Origin of the sequence: Streptomyces canus 299MFChir4.1 (genome assembly GCF_000383615.1) — a bacterium.
GTDB classification, from domain to species: Bacteria; Actinomycetota; Actinomycetes; order Streptomycetales; family Streptomycetaceae; genus Streptomyces; species Streptomyces canus_C.
In genome coordinates this window covers 23,435-42,510 of sequence record NZ_KB911603.1, presented here as the reverse complement: position 1 = coordinate 42,510, position 19,076 = coordinate 23,435, and the positions used below count along the sequence as shown (strand labels likewise).

The window sequence follows — 19,076 nt, the reverse complement described above, 5'->3', positions numbered from 1 at the left end:
TGTTGCTCTTGGAACACTCGCTGCGCGCACCTTCCGTCACATGCGGGCCATCGATGCGCAGGATTGAGAGGTCCCTCACTCATGTCCGACGTCAACCGGCGCAGATTCCTCCAACTCGCGGGCGCCACCACCGCCTTCACCGCCCTGTCGAACAGCATCCAGCGCGCCGCCGCTCTTCCGGCCCACCACCGCACGGGGACGATCGAGGACGTCGAGCACGTCGTCGTCCTGATGCAGGAGAACCGGTCCTTCGACCACTACTTCGGCTCGCTCAGGGGCGTTCGCGGCTTCGGCGACCCGCGCCCCGTGACGCTGGAGAACGGCAAGTCGGTCTGGCACCAGACGGACAGGAACGGCAAGGAGATCCTGCCGTTCCGCCCCGAGGCCGACGACCTGGGGCTCCAGTTCATCCAGGACCTCCCGCACGGCTGGAACGACGGACACGCCGCCTTCAACGGGGGCAAGTACGACAAATGGGTCCCGAACAAGGGGTCCACGACGATGGCGTACCTGAATCGCGAGGACATCCCGTTCCACTACGCCCTCGCCGACTCCTTCACCATCTGCGACGCCTACCACTGCTCGTTCATCGGCTCAACCGACCCGAACCGCTACTACCTGTGGACGGGTTACACGGGCAACGACGGCCAGGGCGGCGGCCCGGTCCTCGGCAACGACGAGGCCGGCTACGGCTGGACGACCTACCCCGAGCGCCTGGAGAAGGCCGGCGTCTCCTGGAAGATCTACCAGGACGTCGGCGACGGCCTCGACGCGAACGGCTCCTGGGGCTGGATCCCGGACGCCTACCGGGGCAACTACGGCGACAACTCGCTGCTCTACTTCAACCAGTACCGCAATGCCAAGCCCGGCGACCCGCTGTACGACAAGGCCCGCACCGGCACCGACTACACCAAGGGCGAGGGCTACTTCGACCAGCTCAAGGCCGACGTCAAGGCCGGGAAGCTGCCCCAGGTCTCCTGGATCGTCGCCCCCGAGGCCTTCACCGAGCACCCCAACTGGCCCGCGAACTACGGCGCCTGGTACATCGCGCAGGTTCTGGACGCGCTCACCTGCGACCCGAAGGTGTGGGCGAAGACGGCCCTGTTCATCACCTACGACGAGAACGACGGCTTCTTCGACCACGTGGTCCCCGCGTTCCCGCCCGGCTCCGCGGCCCAGGGCAAGTCCACGGTCGACCCCGCCCTCGACCTGTTCAAGGGCGACGCCAGCCACCCGGCCGGCCCCTACGGACTGGGCCAGCGCGTGCCCATGCTCGTCGTCTCGCCCTGGAGCAAGGGCGGTTACGTCTGCTCCGAGACGCTCGACCACACCTCGATCATCCGCTTCCTGGAGAATCGCTTCGGCGTCCACGAGCCCAACATCTCGCCCTGGCGCCGCGCCGTCTGCGGTGACCTGACCTCGGCCTTCGACTTCTCCCACAAGGACACCGGGCCGGTCGCCCTCCCGGACACCGACGGCTACGAGCCGCCGGACCGCGAGCGCCACCCCGACTACGTGCCCGTCCCGCCCGCCGTCGGCGTCCTGCCGAAGCAGGAGCGCGGCCTGCGCCCCGCCCGCCCGCTCAAGTACGTCCCGCGGGTGGACAGTTCGGTGGACGCCGCGAGCGGCACATTCACGCTCACCTTCGCCTCCGGCGCCAAGGCCGGCGCCGCCTTCCTGGTGACCTCCGGCAACCGCACCGACGGCCCGTGGAGTTACACCACCGAGGCCGGCAGGACCGTCTCGGACACCTGGAACTCGGCGTACTCCAAGGGGTCGTACGACCTGACCGTGCATGGCCCGGCAGGCTTCCTGCGCGTCTTCAAGGGGCCGAACAAGAGCGCCGGTCCCGAGATCACCGCCTGCCACACCGGCGACGACGTCGAGCTGACCTTCACCAACAAGGGCTCCCGCACGGTCCGTCTGAAGGTGGCGAGCGGCTACGGCGACCCCGCGAGGACCTTCACGGTGCGCGCCGGGGCCACCGTCCGGCACACCTTCGGCCTCGCCAAGAGCCGTCGCTGGTACGACCTCACGGTCACGTCCGACGCCGAGCCGGCCTTCCTCAGGCGATTCGCCGGACATGTCGAGAACGGGCGCCCCGGAGTGAGCGACCCCGCCGTCATCACCAGGTAAAGCCGTACGGGGGGCGGTAATTCACCTGGCCGGAATGCGGTGGTCCCGGGGTAGTGTGCCCCGGTGACCACGCATTCGAACACACCTGCAGGCTGGTACCCCGATCCGCACGGAGCCGCCCAGACGCTCCGTTACTGGGACGGGGCGCAGTGGACCTCGCACACGCACCAGGACCAGCAGGGGGCGGGGCAGGCCCAGGCTCAGGCCGTCAAGGCCCCGCCGGTCCAGCAGGCACCGCAGATGCCTCAGCAGTCGGCCGGCCCGGACGCGCGCGTGCAGCGTCAGGTGCAGCAGCAGGCCGGAGTCACCGGGGGCGGTGCGGGCGGCGGCACGCTGTTCTCCGAGCCGGTGCTCGTGGTCAACCAGAAGGCCAAGCTGATCGAGCTGACCAACGAGTACAAGGTCATGGACCAGAACGGCAACCAGCTCGGCGCCGTCAGCCAGGTCGGGCAGAGCGCCTTCCGGAAGATCGTGCGGTTCTTCTACAGCATCGATCAGTTCATGAAGATCAAGCTGGAGATCCGCGACGCCCACGGGCAGCCGGTCATGCTGCTGACCCGGCCGGGGAAGATCTTCAAGTCACGGGTGATCGTGGAGCGTCCGGACGGTTCACCGGTCGGTGAGATCGTCCAGCAGAACATGATCGGGAAGATCAACTTCGCGCTGATGGTGAACGGCCAGAAGGTCGGGGCGATCAAGGCGGAGAACTGGCGGGCCTGGAACTTCGCGATCGTCGACCACACGGAGAACGAGGTCGCCCGGATCACGAAGACGTGGGAGGGGCTCGCCAAGACGATGTTCACGACCGCGGACAACTACGTGCTGCAGATCCACTACCAGCTGCCCGAGCCGCTGTTGAGCCTGGTCGTCGCCACGGCGCTGACGGTCGACACGGCGCTGAAGCAGGACGCCCGCGGCTTCGGCTGAGTCTTCCTACAGCGGCGTGAGGTGCCCCGGCTCCGGCTGCCGGGGCACCGTCATGTCCCGCAGGGACGGTTCCACGGACGCGGTCGACGGCTCAAGGGCCAGGACCGCCGCCACCGGGTGGTCGTCGTCCACCGGCACCGGCACCGGGGACATCCGGGTCAGCAGCACCACGCCCCAGGCCGCCAGGCCCGCGCCCGCCAGGGCGAGCAGCACTCCCGCCGCGCCGCCCCGCAGGCTCTCGCCCAGCAGGGAGAGGCCGATCACCGCGGCGGCGACCGGGTTGGCCAGGGTCACCACCGCCAGCGGGGCGCCCAGGCCGTCACGGTAGGCGGTCTGGGAGAGCAGCAGTCCGCCCGCGGCGAAGGCCGCGACGAGCAGGGCCACGCCGATCACCTGGACGCTGAGAAGGGACTCGGAACGGTCCGTCGCGGCCACCGTCACGGTCTGGGTGAGCGCGGAGGCCACCCCCGAGGCGACCCCGGCCGCCGACGCGTGCCGTATGCCGGGCCGGGCGCCGGGGCGGGCCAGCAGACCGATCAGGGCCGCCGTCACCGCCGCCACCGCCACCGCCTCGGACGTGCTCAGCACCTTCCCGGGCTCGGAGCCCGACGCCACCACCAGGATCGCGGCGAGACCGGCCAGTGTGTAAGCCGTGCCCCGCCATTCCGTCGCGCTGACCCGGCGCCCCGCGATCCGCGCGCCCAGCGGCACCGCGGCGACCAGGGTGAGGGCGCCGAGCGGCTGGACCACGGTCAGGGGACCGTACTTGAGGGCGACGACGTGCAGCAGCGCGGCCGACGCGTTGAGCCCGACGGACCCCCACCAGGCACCCGAGGTCAGCATCCGCAGCACACCGGAGCCCGGGTTGCGGGAGGCGAGGCGCTCCTGGGCGACCGCGGCGGCCGCGTAGGCGACGGAGGAGAGCAGGGAGAGCGCGAGGGCGAGCAGGGTGGCGTTCATCGGCCCGCTCCGACCAGGATGTTCTCCTCGGACTCGGCCGGGGCGAGCTTCTCCTGTGCCCGGCCTGCCGTGGTGGCCGTCCGCTTCGGGGAGCGAAGCGGGATGGGGGTCCCCCCGGACGAAGTCTGGGGGCGGATGACCGCGAGGGCGATGCCGAGCAGGGCCGTCGCCACGATCGCGTCCATCCAGTAGTGGTTCGCCGTGCCGACGATCACGACCAGGGTCACCAGCGGGTGCAGCAGCCACAGCCGGCGCCACCGCGAGCGGGTCGCCACGATCAGGCCGATGGCCACCATCAGGGCCCAGGCGAAGTGCAGCGAGGGCATCGCGGCGAACTGGTTGGAGAGGGTGTCGGTCTGCGGCGGGCCGTACACCGAGGGGCCGTACACCTTCGCGGTGTCGACCAGGCCGGCCGCAGCGAGCATCCGTGGCGGGGCCAGCGGGAAGAGGAGGTGCAGCACCAGGGCGGCGCCGGTGAGGGCGGCCAGGACGCGGCGGGCCCAGACGTAGTGGGCGGGGCGCTTCAGGTACAGCCAGACCAGGAAGGCGACCGTGGCCGGGAAGTGGACGGTCGCGTAGTAGGTGTTCGCGAGGTGCGCGAGGGTGTCGCCGTGCAACAGCAGGGACTGCACCGAGCCCTCGCCCGGCAGGTGCAGGGTCCGTTCCCAGTCCCATACGCGACCGGCGTTGCGGTAGGCCTCGGTGGTGTGGCCCGTGACCAGTTGCCGGCCGAGCTTGTAGACGAGGAAGAGTCCTACGACGAGCAGGAGCTCACGGACGAGCGGCGGCCGCGCTGTCGCGCTCGGCTCCGCTTCTGAAGGCTCGGTGCGGGCATTCATTCCCCCGGCCCTTTCGCTGGCGGTGGTGCTGATACTGGATCCGAACAAGGGGATGACCCGTCCGAATTCCGAAACTCATCGATACGACATCGTACCGATACGCCAGTGTACCGATACGGTCGGGTACCGGTACACTGTCGTATCGTTGACATACGCCACACCGGAATCGGGGAATGAAACGCGACGGCCGCGCAGCAGCCCGGCCGTCGGGGCGAAGGAAGGGAAGGGCTGATGACGTCGCAGGCCGCGGACGGACCGGAGACGGTCGTCGCCTCGCGCCGCTCCAAGATCACGCCCGAGCGTGAGCAGGAGTTCTTCGACGCCGTGCTCGAACAGGTCCGCGAATGCGGATACGAAGCCGTGACCATGGAGGGCGTCGCCGCCAGCACCCGCTGCAGCAAGTCCACCCTCTACCGGCAGTGGAAGACCAAGCCCCAGTTCGTGGTGGCCGCCCTGCGCTCCCGCCGCAGGTCGAAGTTCGAGGGGATCGACACCGGATCGCTCGCCGACGACCTGCGCGAGGCCGCCCGGGCCGCGGGCCGGTGGTCGATGCACGACACCAAGCTGCTCCAGGCGCTCGGCCACGCCGTCACCCAGGACGCGGAACTCGCGCAGGCCCTGCGTGAGGCGCTGGTCGAACCGGAGCTCGCCGCACTGCGGCACATTCTCCAGCGCGGGGTCGACCGGGGTGAGATCACCACCGGCCACCCGGCCCTCGAATACATCCCGGCCCAGATGTTCGGCGTCGTCCGCGCCCGGCCCGTCGTGGACGGGAAGTACGCCGACCCGGACTACCTGGTCCGCTTCGTCGAGGCCGCCGTACTGCCGGCCCTCGGCCTGACCTGAGACCCGGGCCGCCGTCCACGGGATGACTGGACGGTGACCTGCTCGCGCCGCACCGTGGGGACGGGGGCGGCGCGCACCCCCCCCGGCCGGGTGGGGTTCCTCCTGAGCGGGGAGGCGCCCCACCCGGCCAACCGGTGTCCGGGGACCTGCCGTCAGACGTGCTGGCCGTTGCCGCCGCCCGTCGACACCTTGATGCCCTTGGTGATGTCGTCGATCACGGTCTGGCCCTCCTCGACGTCGACCCCGAACCGCACCACGACGATCTGCTGCGGGTTCGCCGGGGACGGGAAGGCCAGGGACTCGACATAGCCGTCGGAGCCCGTGCTGGTGACCGCCTTCCAGCGGACCCGGTAGCCCTTCTGCCCGGCCACGGTCACCGCCTTCGAGGCGAGGACGTCGTGCGAGGTGATCGAACCGTAGGTCTTGCCGCCGTACGACTGCTCGGCGTTCGCCTGGATGTCGGCCTTGGCGACGGCCTCGGCCGTGCCGCCCTTGGTGCCCAGCGCCACGGCGGGCGCCGAGTAGGCACCGCCCTTCGTGCACTTCTCGGCGGTGTCGCCGGGGCAGGCGTAGGAGTCGTCCGAGGTCACGGACGCGCCGACCTGGATCTCCTGGCCGTACCAGTCGTCGGGAATGGGCAGGCTGATCCCGTCGATCGAGTCGGTCACCGAGCCGCTCTCGATCCTCGGCGCCTCGGAGCCCTGCGGGGAGGGCGACGCGCCCCCGGAACCCCCGCTGCCCCCGGAGCCGCCGGACCCTCCGTTGCCGCCGAACGGTCCGCCCTGCCCTCCCGTGCCGCCGGGACCGCCCTGCCCTCCCGTGCCGCCGGGACCGCCCTGGCCTCCCGGCCCCCGCGAGGTGGCCGAGTCGTCGTTGCCGTTGCCGCTGTCGGCCAGCGCGTACACCCCCACGCCAATGCTCGCCAGGACCACGACCGCCACCGCCACGGCTATGCCCGTACGGCCGCGCCGCGAGCCGCTCGGCGGCTGGGCGGGATACGGCGGAAAGGCCGGGTACTGCCCGGCGTCCCCGGGGCTCGCGACCTGTTCCGGAGGACCCCATGCGGCGGCCGATCCGGCGAGCCGGGTCTGCTCGGTCCACGCCTTGCCGTCCCACCAGCGCTCGGCGGCGGGACCGTCACTTGTCTGCCCGGGATCGGGGTACCACCCGGGGGGAGTCTCCTGCGTCATGCCCCCACCGTATGAGCACTCGGTGAAAGCGGGATGAGAGGGCCACCACTCGAATCGGCCGTTCCGAGGCGCGCCGCCCCGGTGGAGCGAGCACGAGCGGCCAGGGCGCGAGCGTCCGGCATACGTCGGCAAGAACGCCGGCTCCAACGAGGCATGCGCCCATCGCCGCCCCAGGCGTCTCCCGGCCCACGGCTGACTGTCGGTCAGGTTTGTCGACGGCAGGTCAGGGGCATTGCGCGTCGCCCTCCCGTACCCCAGATCACCCGTCAAGGCAACAGGTACCCCGACCGCCCTCCGCCTCCGCACCGGGACGGCTACGCTCGAGATCCGTACGTCGTTCGGGCGACTTGGGGAGGTAGCGGGATGACGGAGGTAGGGCCGATTGCGGCCGCCCCGGCCTCGCTGTGGGAGCGCGACGAGGAACTCGCCGCCGTCGAGGGGGTGATCGACTCCCTGTGCGCGGGCCGTACGTCCTCGGGCAGTGTGCTGCTGATCCGCGGCGAGGCGGGCTTCGGCAAGACCGCCCTGCTGGCCCAGACCCGCCGCATCGCCGAGGAGCGCGGCTGCACGGTCTGGTCGGCCCGCGGCGGCGAGACCCTCAGGTCCGTTCCCTTCAACGTCGTACGCCAACTGCTCCAGCCCGCCCTCCTGTCGCTGATGCCCGAGGAGGCCCGCGAGTACCTCGGTGACTGGTACGACATCGCCGGCCCCGCCCTCGGCATCGCGGAGCCGGGGGAGCGGCAGGCCGACCCGCAGGGCGTGTGCGACGGACTGGTCGCCGCGGTGCGCAGGCTGGCCCGCCGGGACTGGCCGCTCGTGCTGATGGTCGACGACGCCCACTGGGCCGACCAGGAGACCCTGCGCTGGCTCGCCGCCTTCGCCGAGCGCCTGGACGACCTGTCCGTCCTGGTCGTGGTGGCCCGGCGGCCCGGCGAGGCCACCACCGAGAGCGCCCGCCTCCTGGAGAGCGTGGCCTCCGCCGCTGGCCACCCCGTCACCAGCCTCAGCGCCCTCACCCCGGAAGCCACCGCGGGCCTCACCCGCGCCACCCTCGGCGAGCACGCCGACGCCCCCTTCTGCCGCGAGGTGTGGGCCGTCACCGGCGGCAACCCGTACGAGACCGTCGAACTCCTCGCCAAGGTCCGCGACAGCGAGATGGAGCCCACCGAGGCCTCGGCCAACGAACTGCGCGAGCTGAACCGGTCGGCCCGCGGCGGCGGACTCGTCGCCCGCCTGGAGGAACTCGGCATCGACGCCACCCGGTTCGCCTGGGCGGCCGCGATCCTCGGCACCGACATCTCCGTCGACCTGGTGGCCAAACTCGCCACCCTCAAGCCGGACAAGGCAAGGCTCTGCGCCGAACTGCTGCGCAACGCCCGCATCCTGACCGATTCCGGTGCGGAGGAGGGCGAGCTGGAGTTCGTGCACCCGCTGATCGCCACCGCCGTCTACGACTCCATCCCCGACGCCCTGCGCACCGCCATGCACGGCATCGCCGCCCAGCTCGTCACCGACTCCGGGCTCGGCGCCGCGGCCGCCTCCCGGCACCTGCTGCAGGTCCACCCGGACGACGACGAGGAACTCGTCGAGCAGCTGCGCGAGGCCGCCCGCGAGCACCTGCTCGTCGGCGCCCCCGACGCGGCCCGCCGCTGCCTGGAGCGCGCCCTGCTGGAACCCCCGACGCCCGAGGTCCACGCGCGCGTGCTCTTCGAACTCGGCTGCGCCACCCTCCTGACCGCACCCGCCAAGACCATCGGCCACCTCCAGACCGCGCTCGCCATGCCCGGCCTGGAGGGCTCCGCCCGGGTGGACGCGGTCGTCCGCCTGTCCCAGGCGCTCATGCACAACAACCAGCTGGAGGAGGCGGTCCGCACGGTCGAGGCGGAGGCCGCCCGGCACGAGGAAGGCCCGGCCCGGCTGCGCCTCCAGGCCGTGCAGTACACCTGGGAGGCGCTCTACCCCGGCGAGGCCACCTCCCCGGCGCGCTCCGAGCGCCTCGCCGCCCTCGCCGCCACCTGCACCGGCCGGGACAACTCCGAGCGGGCCCTGCTCATCCTGCGCGGATTCGACGCGATGGCTCGCGGCGAGAGCGCCGAGGAGATCGCCGAAGCGTGCGATCGCGCTCTCGTCAACGGCCGCCTCGCGCCCGGACTCGGCTGGACCGACACCGAGTGGGGGCTCGAACTGCCGCTGATGCTGGCCAGCGCGTACGCCTTCACGGACCGGCTCGACCGCGCCGAGGCGCTGTACACCGAGGCCCTGCGCACCTACGAGTCGGCCGGCTGGAGCGGCGGCCACCTCGCGCTCGCCCACGCCTACGTCGGCCTGGGCCACCGTCGGCGCGGCCGGCTCCGGGAGGCCGAGACGTCCCTGCGCGAGTCCCTGCGGATCGCCGAGCGGGTGGGGCGAGGACTGCCGCTGTACTGGTCGGCGACGTGCAACCTGGTCGACACGCTGCTCGCGCGCGGGCATGTCGAGGAGGCGTGGGCGATCGCCGAGCAGTACGGCTTCGCCCCGCCGTACCCGTCCACGATCGTGCTCCCCGACCCGCGGTCCGTGCGCGGGCGGCTGCTGCTGGCCGTCGGCAGGACCAAGGACGGGATCAATGAACTGGACGCCGCGGAGAAGGCGGCGGCGGTGCGAGGTCACCACAACCCGGTGCTGGTGCCGTGGGCGGCCGACCTCGCGCGCGCTCTCGCCGTCGAGGACCCGGTGCGGGCCGCCCAGCTGGCCACGGATCTTCGCCGGCATGCCGAACGGCTCGGCACGGACACGGCGATCGGTGAGGCGCTGCGGTGCGCGGCGGCGTTGGAGACCGGGCAGCGGGCGGTACGGCTCGCCGCGCAGGCCGTCGCCTATCTGGAGGCCTCGCCGTGCCAGTACGAGCACGCGGCGGCCCGGGTCGAGTACGGCATCGCGGCGCGGTCCGTGGCCGAGCTCAACCGGGGCCTGGCGCTGGCGCGCTCCTGCGGGGCGGACGGCTTGGTGACGCAGGCCCGAGAGGTGCTGGAGACGGGGCGGGGGCTGCGCTGATCTCGTCTGCGGGCCGGAGGGGGCTGGTCGCGCAGTTCCCCCCGCCCCGGGGGAGCTACGGCGCGAGGAGTTGATCCGTCAGCGTCGCCAGGCGCTTCTGCACCTCCCCGTCGTACGTCTCCTCGTGCGCCCGCGCCGGACGAGTCCCGTCGAAGTAGCGGCCCGTACCCACGTCCTGCGTAGCCAGGGCCAGCACACCAGGCGCCCCGTCCGCGACCGTCGACCAAGGCGCCACCCCGCCCGCCCTGACCATCGCCGTGTCCATGAAGGTCGCCGGGTGCAGGACGTTGACCGCGACTCCCGTGCCCGTCAACTCCTCGGCCAGGGCGAAGGTGTGGGCCGCCAGGGCGAACTTGGCCCGGCAGTACGCGGCGAAGCCCGAGTAGCCGCGGTTGAACTCCGGGTCGTCGAAGTCGATCGGCTCCTGCCCCGCCGAACCCACGTTGACGATGCGGGCCGGTGCGTTCGCCCGCAGCACCGGAAGCAGGGACCGGGTCAGGGCCACCGGCGCCAAGTAGTTCACCGCCAGCCGCAGTTCGTGTCCGTCCGCGCTCACCTCACGGCCCGAGCCGGGCGAACCCGCGCCCGCGCCCGCGTTGTTGACCAGGACGTCGAGTCCGGGACGGGCCTCGGCGACCCTCGCGCCCAGCTCGCGCACCTGGGCCAGGGAGGCGAGGTCGGCCACGAAGCCCTCGGCCTCCCCCTCGGTCCGCAGCTCCGCCACCAGGCTCTCGGTGCGGCCCGGGTCCCGCCCGTGGGCGAGGACGACATGGCCGGCGCGGACCAGTTCGAAGGCGACGTAACGGCCGAGACCGGAGGTGGCGCCGGTGATCAGGATGGTCGACATGCCCCCACGGTAGGCACATCGTGGTCTCGCGTGCCTGCCCCTGCCGGGGTCACCCTTCGGTCTCCTCCGCCAGCACCCGCTGGGCCGTGGCGAACGCCGAGTTCGCCGCCGGTACCCCGCAGTAGACGGCCGTCTGGAGCAGTACGGCCCCGATCTCCTCCGGCGTGAGGCCGTTGCGCCGGGCCGCCCGCACATGCATGGCCAGCTCGTCGTCATGGCCGTGCGCGACCAGCGCCGTCAGCGTGATCATGCTGCGCTCGCGGCGGCTGAGCGTCGGGTCGGTCCAGATCTCGCCCCACGCGTACCGTGAGATGAAGTCCTGGAAGCGCGCAGTGAAGGGCGTCTGCCGGGCCTGCGCCCGGTCCACGTGCGCGTCCCCGAGCACCTCGCGCCGCACTTCCATGCCCCGCTTGGCACCCCCGTCGAGATGCGCGCGCAGAGCGGTGAGAACGGCCTCCGGGCACTGCGCCGGGGCCAGGTGCGAGGCCCCCGGGAGTTCGACGAGCGTGGCACGCGGCACCGCGTCGGCGATCTCCCGCAGATGGGGCGGCGGGGTCGCCGGGTCCTGGCGGCCGGCGATCAGCAGGGTGGGCGCGGAGATCCCGGTCAGCCGGTCGCGCAGGTCGAAGGAGGCCAGGGCGTCACAGCAGGCCGCGTACGCCTCCGGATCGGCCTCGGCGTGGTCCCGTACGAGCTCCGGCACGGTGAAGTCACCCGCGAACCAACGGGAGTTCGCGCTCTCCAGCAGCCACTCCATGCCCTCCCGGCGGACCCGCTCGGCCCGCTCCTCCCACGGCTTGCTGCCGTTGAAGTGGGCCGAGGAGCAGATCACCACCAGCGATGTGACGCGCTCCGGGTGATGCACGGCCAGATGCAGACCGACCGCGCCCCCGAGGGACACCCCCGCGTAGGCGAACCGCTCGACGCCGAGCGAGTCGGCGAGCGCCAGCACCAGGTCGGCGAGGTCACCCACGCCCGCGCCGGGACCGATCAGGTCCGCCGCCGAACCGCCGTGTCCGGGCAGGTCCCAGCGGATCACCCGGTGGGTGAGGGACAGCTCGGGCGCCACCTTGTCCCACAGGGCGTACGACGTCCCGAGCGACGGGCCGAGCAGCAGCGGGGGAGCGGACGCGGGGCCCTCGGCGCGGTGGTTGAGGAGGGTATCGGTCAACGTCGCTCCAGAGCACGGTCGGTGAGGGCACCGGCGGAGCCGGTGTAACGGGCGGGGTCGGTGAGCTCGTCGAGGTCGACGTCCTTCAACTCGGGCTCCTGGCGGAGGAGTTCACCGAGCGACACACCCTCGGCGTACGTCCGTTCGGCGAGCTCCGTCAGCAGTGCCTTGGCGCGGGCGCGGCCCAGCACGGGCGCCAGCTCGGCGGACAGCCGCTCGGAGACGATCAACCCGTGGGTCAGATCGAGGTGTTCGCGCATGGTGCCGGCGTGGACCCGCAGCCCCGAGGTCAGTTCGGCGGCGTCCCGGGCGGCTCCGCCGACCAGCCGCAGCAGGTCCCTGAGCGGCTCCCACTCGGTGTGCCAGGCTCCGGCGGGCCGCTCGTCCTCGGCGGCGAGCGAGCCGTACAGCGTGGCCGCGAGCTGCGGGGCGCGCCGGGCGGCGGCGGCGATCAGCGTGGACCGCACGGGATTCGCCTTGTGCGGCATGGCCGAGGAGCCACCCCCGCTGCCCTCCGCGAGCTCGGCGATCTCGGTACGGCCGAGCACGAGCACATCCGCGGCGATCTTGCCCAGCGCGCCGGCGGTGAAGGCCAGACAGCCGGCGAGGTCGGCGATCGGGGTGCGCAGGGTGTGCCAGGGGAGCGACGGCACCCCGAGGCCGAGCTCGTCGGCGAAGGCTGCCGTGAGGGCCGCGGTGTCCTCGGTGCCGTACGCCGTGAAGGCCGCCAAGGTCCCGGCGGCGCCGCCGAGTTGGACGGGCAGGGAGTCTTGTACGGCTGTGACCCGGTCCCGCGCGTCCAGTACCAGCGAACGCCACCCGGCGGCCTTCAGCCCGAACGTCGTCGGTACGGCGTGCTGGGTGAGCGTCCGGCCGGGCATCGCGGTGTCGCGGTGGTCGGCGGCGAGCCGGGCCAGGGCCCGCTGGACGCGGTCGAGGTCGGTCAGCAGGAGATCGAGTGTGCGGCTCGCGACCAGCATGGCCGCCGTGTCCAGGATGTCCTGGCTGGTGGCGCCCCGGTGCACGTACGGGCCGTACTCCTCGCCGACCGCCTGCGTGAGGTCGGCGACCAGGGGAATCACGGGGTTGCCGCCGCCGCGCGCCCGCTCGGCGAGCGAGCGTACGTCGAAACGGCCCGCGTCGGCCGCCTCGGTCACGGCGGCGGCCGCCTCCGTCGGAGCCAGGCCGAGCGCTGCCTGCGCCCTGGTCAGCGCCGCCTCCGCGTCCAGCAGCGCCTGGAGGTAGGCGCCGTCGGAGGTCGCCGCGGCGGCGGGGGAGCCTGCCCACCCGGGGGCGAGCAGGCCGGTGTCCGGATCGGGAGAAGTCACTGGAACTCCAGGAAGACCGTTTCGCCTTCGCCCTGAAGGCGGATGTCGAAACGGTAGATGCCGTCGCCCTGCCTCCGCGCGATCAGCGTGTCGCGCCGCTCCGCCGGCACCCGGGCCAGCAGCGGGTCGGCGCTCAGGGCCGCCTCGTCGCCCGGCAGGTAGATGCGGGTGTACAGGTGCACCAGCAGCCCGCGCGCGAAGACGCACACGCTGATGTACGGCGCGCTCCGCCCGCGCGCGCCCGGCCGCAGGGTCCGGGCGGTCCAGTGGCCGTTGGCGTCGGTCTGGATCCGGCCCCAGCCGGTGAACTCCACACCGTTGCGGCCGAGGTAACCACCGCTCGCGGGGTCGCGCCGGATCGAGCCGTCGACCTGCGGGACGTTGCCCTCGGGGTCGGCGCTCCACAGCTCCAGGAAGGCGTCCGGCAGCGGGTTGCCCTCGCCGTCGGTGATGTAGCCCTGGAGGGTGAGGGTGTCCGGGTGGCCGACAGGGGCGATGTCGCCGCCGCCGGGGAAGGGCAGGGCGTGGCCGTAGAAGGGGCCGACCGTGTGCGACGGGGTCGGCAGCACGGTCTCCGGACGACTGGTGTCGATCTTCGTCATGGCTGGTCAGCGTCCTTCTTCGATCCAGGTGGCCTGCGGCCCGTCGAGCACGATGTCCCAGTGGTAGCCCATCGAGAACTCCGGCACGGACAGGCTGTGGTCGTAGGTGGCGACGAGCCGCTGACGGGCCGAGTCGTCGGTCACCGACTGGATGATCGGGTCGTACGGGAACAGCGGGTCGCTCGGGAAGTACATCTGCGTCACCAGCCGCTGGGTGAAGGCCGTGCCGAAGATCGAGAAGTGTATGTGGGCCGGCCGCCACGCGTTGACGTGCTGGCGCCACGGGTAGGGGCCCGGCTGGACGGTGGTGAAGCGGTAGCAGCCGCTGTCGTCGGTCAGGGTGCGGCCCACGCCGGTGAAGTTCGGGTCCAGCGGGGCGTCGTGTTGCTCGCGCTGGTGGGCGTAGCGCCCGGCCGAGTTCGCCTGCCAGATCTCGACGAGCTGACCGCGCAGCGGACGGCCGTTCCGGTCGAGGAGCCGGCCCTCGACGGTGATCCGCTCACCGATCGGCTCCCCGTTGTGCTGCCGCGTCAGGTCGTTGTCGATCTCGGTGATGTCCCGCTCCCCGAAGGCGGGCGAGTGCAGCTCGACCAGCTCCGGGTCCTTGGACACGTCGATGGTGATCGGCGGCTGCTTCGGGTGCCGCAGCACCGAGGAACGGTAGGGCGCGTAGTCGCGGCGCGGCTGGTGCTCGACGGGAGCGCCGTCGGCGAGCCGCTTCTCGTAGGCGGCGTGCTCGGCGGCGATTTCCTGGTCGATGTCGTGCTGGGTGAGAGTCATGGGGAATCCTGCGTTCCTTAACGTTCGAGGACGAGGGCGAGGCCCTGACCGACACCGATGCACAGGGTGGCGACGCCGACTCCGCCGCCCCTGCGGGCGAGTTGGTGGGCGACCGTGCCGGCTAGGCGGGCGCCGGAGGCACCCAGCGGGTGGCCGAGGGCGATCGCGCCGCCCTGCGGGTTGAGGATCGCCGGGTCGAACTCGGGCCACTCGGCCACGCAGCCGAGCACCTGGGCGGCGAACGCCTCGTTCAGCTCCAGCACCGACAGGTCGCCAAATCCCTTGCCCGCCTTGGCGAGTGCCCGGTTGACCGCCTCGACGGGGGCGAGTCCGAAGTAGTGCGGGTCCAGCGCGTTGACGCCGGTCGCGGAGATCCGGGCCAGCGGCTCGCGACCGGTGGTGGCGAGGCCCTCGTCGTCGACGAGCAGCAGCGCGGCGGCGCCGTCGTTCAAGGGCGAGGCGTTGCCCGCGGTCACGGTGCCTTCAGAAGTACGGAAGGAGGGCTTGAGCTTGGCCATCGCCTCCAGCGAGGCATCCGGCCGTACGCACTCGTCGGCGCCGAAGACGACCGGCTCGCCCTTGCGCTGCGGGACGGGCACCGGCGCGAGCTCGGCGTCGAACAGCCCCGCCGCATGCGCCGCGGCCGCCTTGCGGTGGGAGTCGAGCGCGAACTCGTCCTGCTGTTCACGGCTGATCTTGTGCTTGTCGGCGATCAGTTCGGCAGACTCGCCCAGCGGGATCGTCCACTGCGGCTCCATCCTCGGGTTGACCATGCGCCAGCCCAGGGTCGTCGAGTACAGCTCGGCGTGCCCGGCCGGGAACGCACGGTCGGACTTGGGCAGCACGTACGGTGCCCGGGTCATCGACTCCACACCACCGGCCACGGCGATCGAGGCGTCCCCGAGGGCGATCGCCCGGGCCGCCTGGATCACCGCCTCCAGACCCGACGCGCACAGCCGGTTGACGGTCACCCCCGGCACCGAGGTCGGCAGGCCCGCCAGCAGCGCGGCCATCCGGCCGACGTTGCGGTTCTCCTCGCCGGCGCCGTTGGCGTTGCCGAAGTAGACGTCCTCGATCCGGGAGGGGTCCAAGTCGGGAGTGCGGGCGAGGAGTTCACGGATGGCGTGGGCGCCCAGGTCGTCCGGGCGCACCGAGGCGAGGGAGCCGTTGTAGCGGCCGACCGGGGTGCGGACCGCGTCGACGATGTAGACGGTTCTCACTGCAGGCCCTCCGCGACGGTCAGCTTCGCGTCGGTCTTGGCGGTGATCTCCTCGACGCCCACCCCGGGCGCCGTCTCGACCAGCAGCAGACCGTCCTCGGTGACGTCCAGGACGCCGAGGTCGGTGATGATCCGGTTCACACACGCCTTGCCGGTCAGCGGCAGCGCGCACTCGGTGAGGATCTTCGGCGAGCCGTCCTTGGCGGTGTGCGTCATCACCACGATGACCGTACGGGCGCCGTGGACCAGGTCCATCGCCCCGCCGATCCCGGTGATCAGCTTGCCGGGAATGGCCCAGTTGGCCAGGTCGCCGGTCTCGGACACCTGCATGGCACCCAGCACGGCCACGTCGATGTGCCCGCCCCGGATCATCCCGAAGGACAGCGCCGAGTCGAAGAAGGACGCCCCCGGCAGCACCGTCACGGTCTCCTTGCCCGCGTTGATCAGATCCGGGTCGACCTGGTCCTCGGTGGGGTAGGGGCCGGTGCCCAGGATGCCGTTCTCGGATTCGAGGATCACCTCGACGCCCGGCGGGAGATAGTTCGGGATCAGCGTCGGCAGGCCGATGCCGAGGTTGACGTACTGACCGTCCTGGAGCTCACGCGCGGCCCGCGCGGCCATCTGTTCCCGGGTCCAGGCCATCAGCTGCTCACCGTCCGCTGCTCGATCCGCTTGTCCGTCGCCTGCTCGGGCGTCAGCGCGATCACCCGCTGTACGAAGATCCCCGGCAGGTGCACCGCGTCCGGGTCGATCTCGCCGGGCTCCACCAGCTCCTCCACCTCGGCGATCGTGACCCGGCCCGCCATGGCCGCCAGGGGGTTGAAGTTCCGGGTGGACTTGTTGAAGACCAGGTTGCCGTGCCGGTCGCCCTTCGCCGCCCGCACCAGGGCGAAGTCGGTGCGGATCCCGTGCTCCAGGACGTACTCCGTGCCGTCGAACTCCCGCACCTCCTTCGGCGGCGAGGCCACCGCGACGCCGCCGTGGCCGTCGTAGCGCCAGGGCAGTCCCCCGTCGGCGACCTGGGTCCCGACGCCGGCCGGGGTGAAGAACGCGGGGATCCCGGCGCCGCCCGCCCGCAGCCGCTCGGCGAGCGTGCCCTGCGGGATCATCTCGACCTCCAGTTCGCCGGCCAGGTACTGGCGGGCGAACTCCTTGTTGGCGCCGATGTAGGAGCCGGTCACCCGGGCGATCCGCCCGGCGGCGAGCAGGACGGCGAGGCCCGATTCCATCGCCCCGCAGTTGTTGGAGACCACTGACAGGGAGCCGGTGCCCTGCTCGTACAGGGCCTGGATGAGCACGTTGGGCACACCGCTCAGCCCGAAACCGCCCACTGCGAGCGACGCGCCCTCCGGCACATCGGCCACCGCCTCCCGGGCCGTGGCGACCACCTTGTCCATCCGCACAGCCCCATCTCCGTTGCTCAGTGCACTGAGTATTCCAGCGAGGTTTCTCTTAAGCTGCCACTGTGGCAGCCTGGCGTCAAGGCTCACTACTCTTCAGTGCACCAACCAACCTGACTCGGGAGCGCACATGGCCGCGGTGGACCTCACCACCCACCCCGGGCACCTCGCCCGGCGACTCCAGCAGGCGCACTACCTGCTGTGGAACACGATGGTCTCCGAGGAGATCACCTCGCCCCAGTTCGCGGTCCTGAACGCTCTCGTCGCCGAGCCGGGCCTCGATCAGCGCACGGTGGGGGAGCGGGTGGGGCTCGACCGGTCCACCATCGCCGAGGTCATCAGCCGGCTCGGCCGGCGCGGGCTGCTCGACAAGGTCCGCGACCCCCAGGACGGCCGCCGCTTCCTGCTGCGCCTGACCGACGACGGGGTCCGCACCCACCGCAAACTGACCGTGCGCACCGCCCGGATGAACCAGGTCTTCCTGGCCCCGCTCTCCGACGACGAACAGAGCCGGTTCTTCGAGCTCATCCGCCGGGTCGCGGACGCGGCGGAGGGGCTCCGCAATCCCGCGGAACCCCTCGTCAGCCCGCGCTGATCAGGACGCCTTCGCGAAGACGACCCACACCTGGCCCTCGGCGAAGTTCACCGGGGAGCCGTCCTTCGTGGTGAAGTCCGTGCCGTCCGCGGCCTTCGCCCGCTTCCAGTTCACGTCGTAGGCGCGGCCGTCGCGCAGCACCTTCGCCCTTCCCGAGCCCACGGTCACCGTGTACGGCGTGTTGTTGCCGAGGAAGTCGTGGAAGGCGGACTTGCGGATCTTCACGTACTGCACGACGACCGTGGCCGGGGCCAGCCGCTTCCCGTCGGCCGTCACGTCCGGTGCGCCGTCCATCGAGACCAGCCAGCGCTCCCGGCTCTGCGACCAGGTGAAGGTGAAGCGGGCGGCGGGGTAACGGACCGTCTCCGAGGTGTCCTTGACGCCACCGGCCGGCGCCGGGCCGTAGCGGAAGCCGTTCGTCAGCGCGGCCGCGCCCGGCGTGGCGGGCAGCAGGCGCCCGGGATGCAGGAAGAGGTTGTGCGGGACGACCTTGCCGGCGCCGCGGAAGTAGGCGCCGGACGCCTTCTCGGGGGTCCGGGCCACCAGTGGTGCCCGGTTGATCAGGGGCATCAACTTGCCCTGGGCGCCGGAGAAGGCGAGCGTCGGTTCGTGGAACTGCCGCAGCAGCTCCAGGTCCGACTCGCGGGCGCTGCGCACGGGGCCCACGGCCTTCGGCAGCTTGGTCGCGTACACCGCCATGAGGCGGCTGAGTCCGCCCTCGACCTGCTCGGCGTACACGACGTCCGCCGCGTCGAGGCCGGTCTGCGGGCGCGCCGCCCGCACGTTGTCGATCTTCACGGCGAGCACCGAGGGGCCGTCGGCCTTCGCGCTCGGTTCCGAGGTGTCCGGTCGCGAGGTGCCCGGCTGCGCCGTGCGGAACTGTCCCCGTCCGTCGTCGGTCGGGGGTGCGCCGTGTCCCGTGCAGCCCGCGGCGAAGAGGCCCGTGACGGTCAGCAGTGCCGCCGCCGTACGGGCGCGTCTCGTGCGCGCCCTTTGCTCCGTACCCACCATGCCCACCATGCCCGCCCGTCTCGTGTCTTTGATTGTGCGCTTATAAGTTCATTGGTGGCCATACCCGTCTGTTTCTGATTAGTCGCGTCGACTACGCCGATCGGCCCTCCCTAGCGGTTCGGAGGGAGGGCGTCCGGGTACCCGGGGCGCCTACCGCGGGACCGACACACGACGTGACGGAGGGAGTGCCGG

General features: G+C 71.9%; 17 protein-coding genes. 5 read left to right on the top strand and 12 right to left on the bottom strand.

Going from position 1 to position 19,076, the window contains the following annotated elements; all coding sequences use genetic code 11:
• Window positions 1-81: 81 nt before the first annotated feature.
• Window positions 82-2,136: a phosphocholine-specific phospholipase C gene (locus tag H293_RS0133640; protein ID WP_020122214.1), complete on the top strand. Its 2,055-nt coding sequence runs from the start codon at window positions 82-84 to the stop codon at window positions 2,134-2,136.
• A 63-nt stretch (window positions 2,137-2,199) separates the two neighbouring features.
• Window positions 2,200-3,063 (top strand): LURP-one-related family protein, encoded by an 864-nt coding sequence (locus H293_RS0133635; RefSeq protein ID WP_020122213.1) that lies wholly within the window; start codon window positions 2,200-2,202, stop codon window positions 3,061-3,063.
• 6 nt (window positions 3,064-3,069) lie between these two features.
• Here H293_RS0133635 and H293_RS0133630 read toward each other — a convergent pair whose 3' ends face one another.
• On the bottom strand, window positions 3,070-4,023 hold the full coding sequence (locus H293_RS0133630; RefSeq protein ID WP_020122212.1) for a DMT family protein: 954 nt from the start codon (window positions 4,021-4,023) through the stop codon (window positions 3,070-3,072).
• Entirely contained in the window at window positions 4,020-4,862 is an 843-nt protein-coding gene (locus tag H293_RS0133625; protein WP_020122211.1) for a phosphatase PAP2 family protein, read from the bottom strand. Before H293_RS0133625 ends, H293_RS0133630 begins: the two co-directional genes overlap by 4 nt.
• Window positions 4,863-5,093: 231 nt before the next feature.
• Here H293_RS0133625 and H293_RS0133620 point away from each other — a divergent pair, with 231 nt between their 5' ends.
• Window positions 5,094-5,708, top strand: a complete 615-nt coding sequence (locus H293_RS0133620; RefSeq protein WP_020122210.1) for a TetR/AcrR family transcriptional regulator — start codon at window positions 5,094-5,096, stop codon at window positions 5,706-5,708.
• A gap of 152 nt (window positions 5,709-5,860) precedes the next feature.
• Here the strand turns inward: H293_RS0133620 and H293_RS0133615 are convergent, their stop codons facing one another.
• Entirely contained in the window at window positions 5,861-6,898 is a 1,038-nt protein-coding gene (locus tag H293_RS0133615) for a DUF2510 domain-containing protein (protein WP_020122209.1), read from the bottom strand.
• Between the two features lie 363 nt (window positions 6,899-7,261).
• On the opposite strand from H293_RS0133615, the gene H293_RS0133610 reads away from it, so the two are divergent.
• Window positions 7,262-9,931, top strand: coding sequence for an ATP-binding protein (locus H293_RS0133610; RefSeq protein WP_020122208.1), 2,670 nt, complete (start codon window positions 7,262-7,264; stop codon window positions 9,929-9,931).
• A 55-nt stretch (window positions 9,932-9,986) separates the two neighbouring features.
• Here the strand turns inward: H293_RS0133610 and H293_RS0133605 are convergent, their stop codons facing one another.
• Genes H293_RS0133605 through H293_RS0133570 form a run of 8 tightly spaced genes read right to left on the bottom strand, consistent with a single transcriptional unit; the run spans window position 9,987 to window position 17,275 of the window.
• On the bottom strand, window positions 9,987-10,778 hold the full coding sequence (locus H293_RS0133605) for an SDR family NAD(P)-dependent oxidoreductase (RefSeq protein ID WP_020122207.1): 792 nt from the start codon (window positions 10,776-10,778) through the stop codon (window positions 9,987-9,989).
• A gap of 49 nt (window positions 10,779-10,827) precedes the next feature.
• Window positions 10,828-11,949, bottom strand: coding sequence for a bifunctional 3-oxoadipate enol-lactonase/4-carboxymuconolactone decarboxylase PcaDC (gene pcaDC / locus H293_RS0133600; RefSeq protein WP_020122206.1), 1,122 nt, complete (start codon window positions 11,947-11,949; stop codon window positions 10,828-10,830).
• Entirely contained in the window at window positions 11,946-13,277 is a 1,332-nt protein-coding gene (gene pcaB, locus H293_RS0133595; RefSeq protein ID WP_020122205.1) for a 3-carboxy-cis,cis-muconate cycloisomerase, read from the bottom strand. The genes pcaDC and pcaB overlap by 4 nt, the downstream gene beginning before the upstream one ends.
• Complete coding sequence (gene pcaG / locus H293_RS0133590) at window positions 13,274-13,879, bottom strand: protocatechuate 3,4-dioxygenase subunit alpha (protein WP_020122204.1); 606 nt, start codon at window positions 13,877-13,879, stop codon at window positions 13,274-13,276. Before pcaG ends, pcaB begins: the two co-directional genes overlap by 4 nt.
• Window positions 13,880-13,885: 6 nt before the next feature.
• The gene (pcaH, locus tag H293_RS0133585; RefSeq protein WP_020122203.1) at window positions 13,886-14,659 is read right to left on the bottom strand and encodes a protocatechuate 3,4-dioxygenase subunit beta; all 774 of its coding nucleotides are present in this window, start codon (window positions 14,657-14,659) and stop codon (window positions 13,886-13,888) included.
• A gap of 17 nt (window positions 14,660-14,676) precedes the next feature.
• Window positions 14,677-15,879 (bottom strand): thiolase family protein, encoded by a 1,203-nt coding sequence (locus H293_RS0133580; protein ID WP_020122202.1) that lies wholly within the window; start codon window positions 15,877-15,879, stop codon window positions 14,677-14,679.
• Window positions 15,876-16,520, bottom strand: coding sequence for a CoA transferase subunit B (locus H293_RS0133575; RefSeq protein WP_020122201.1), 645 nt, complete (start codon window positions 16,518-16,520; stop codon window positions 15,876-15,878). The genes H293_RS0133580 and H293_RS0133575 overlap by 4 nt, the downstream gene beginning before the upstream one ends.
• Complete coding sequence (locus H293_RS0133570; RefSeq protein WP_020122200.1) at window positions 16,520-17,275, bottom strand: CoA transferase subunit A; 756 nt, start codon at window positions 17,273-17,275, stop codon at window positions 16,520-16,522. The genes H293_RS0133575 and H293_RS0133570 overlap by 1 nt, the downstream gene beginning before the upstream one ends.
• Window positions 17,276-17,408: 133 nt before the next feature.
• On the opposite strand from H293_RS0133570, the gene H293_RS0133565 reads away from it, so the two are divergent.
• Window positions 17,409-17,873, top strand: coding sequence for a MarR family winged helix-turn-helix transcriptional regulator (locus H293_RS0133565; RefSeq protein WP_020122199.1), 465 nt, complete (start codon window positions 17,409-17,411; stop codon window positions 17,871-17,873).
• On the opposite strand, the gene H293_RS0133560 is transcribed toward H293_RS0133565, so the two are convergent.
• Window positions 17,874-18,893, bottom strand: a complete 1,020-nt coding sequence (locus H293_RS0133560; protein ID WP_020122198.1) for a DUF3048 domain-containing protein — start codon at window positions 18,891-18,893, stop codon at window positions 17,874-17,876. It abuts the gene before it with no gap.
• Between the last annotated feature and the right edge of the window lie 183 nt (window positions 18,894-19,076).

Excerpts from the sequence above, each read along its gene's own strand:
- H293_RS0133560 (WP_020122198.1), bottom strand. The coding sequence starts at position 18,893 with ATGGTGGGCATGGTGGGTACGGAGCAAAGGGCGCGCACGAGACGCGCC.
- pcaH (WP_020122203.1), bottom strand. The coding sequence starts at position 14,659 with ATGACTCTCACCCAGCACGACATCGACCAGGAAATCGCCGCCGAGCAC.
- H293_RS0133575 (WP_020122201.1), bottom strand. The coding sequence starts at position 16,520 with ATGGCCTGGACCCGGGAACAGATGGCCGCGCGGGCCGCGCGTGAGCTC.
- H293_RS0133630 (WP_020122212.1), bottom strand. The coding sequence starts at position 4,023 with ATGAACGCCACCCTGCTCGCCCTCGCGCTCTCCCTGCTCTCCTCCGTC.
- H293_RS0133620 (WP_020122210.1), top strand. The coding sequence starts at position 5,094 with ATGACGTCGCAGGCCGCGGACGGACCGGAGACGGTCGTCGCCTCGCGC.
- H293_RS0133615 (WP_020122209.1), bottom strand. The coding sequence starts at position 6,898 with ATGACGCAGGAGACTCCCCCCGGGTGGTACCCCGATCCCGGGCAGACA.
- pcaG (WP_020122204.1), bottom strand. The coding sequence starts at position 13,879 with ATGACGAAGATCGACACCAGTCGTCCGGAGACCGTGCTGCCGACCCCG.
- H293_RS0133570 (WP_020122200.1), bottom strand. The coding sequence starts at position 17,275 with ATGGACAAGGTGGTCGCCACGGCCCGGGAGGCGGTGGCCGATGTGCCG.
- H293_RS0133605 (WP_020122207.1), bottom strand. The coding sequence starts at position 10,778 with ATGTCGACCATCCTGATCACCGGCGCCACCTCCGGTCTCGGCCGTTAC.
- H293_RS0133625 (WP_020122211.1), bottom strand. The coding sequence starts at position 4,862 with ATGAATGCCCGCACCGAGCCTTCAGAAGCGGAGCCGAGCGCGACAGCG.
- H293_RS0133565 (WP_020122199.1), top strand. The coding sequence starts at position 17,409 with ATGGCCGCGGTGGACCTCACCACCCACCCCGGGCACCTCGCCCGGCGA.
- H293_RS0133640 (WP_020122214.1), top strand. The coding sequence starts at position 82 with ATGTCCGACGTCAACCGGCGCAGATTCCTCCAACTCGCGGGCGCCACC.
- H293_RS0133610 (WP_020122208.1), top strand. The coding sequence starts at position 7,262 with ATGACGGAGGTAGGGCCGATTGCGGCCGCCCCGGCCTCGCTGTGGGAG.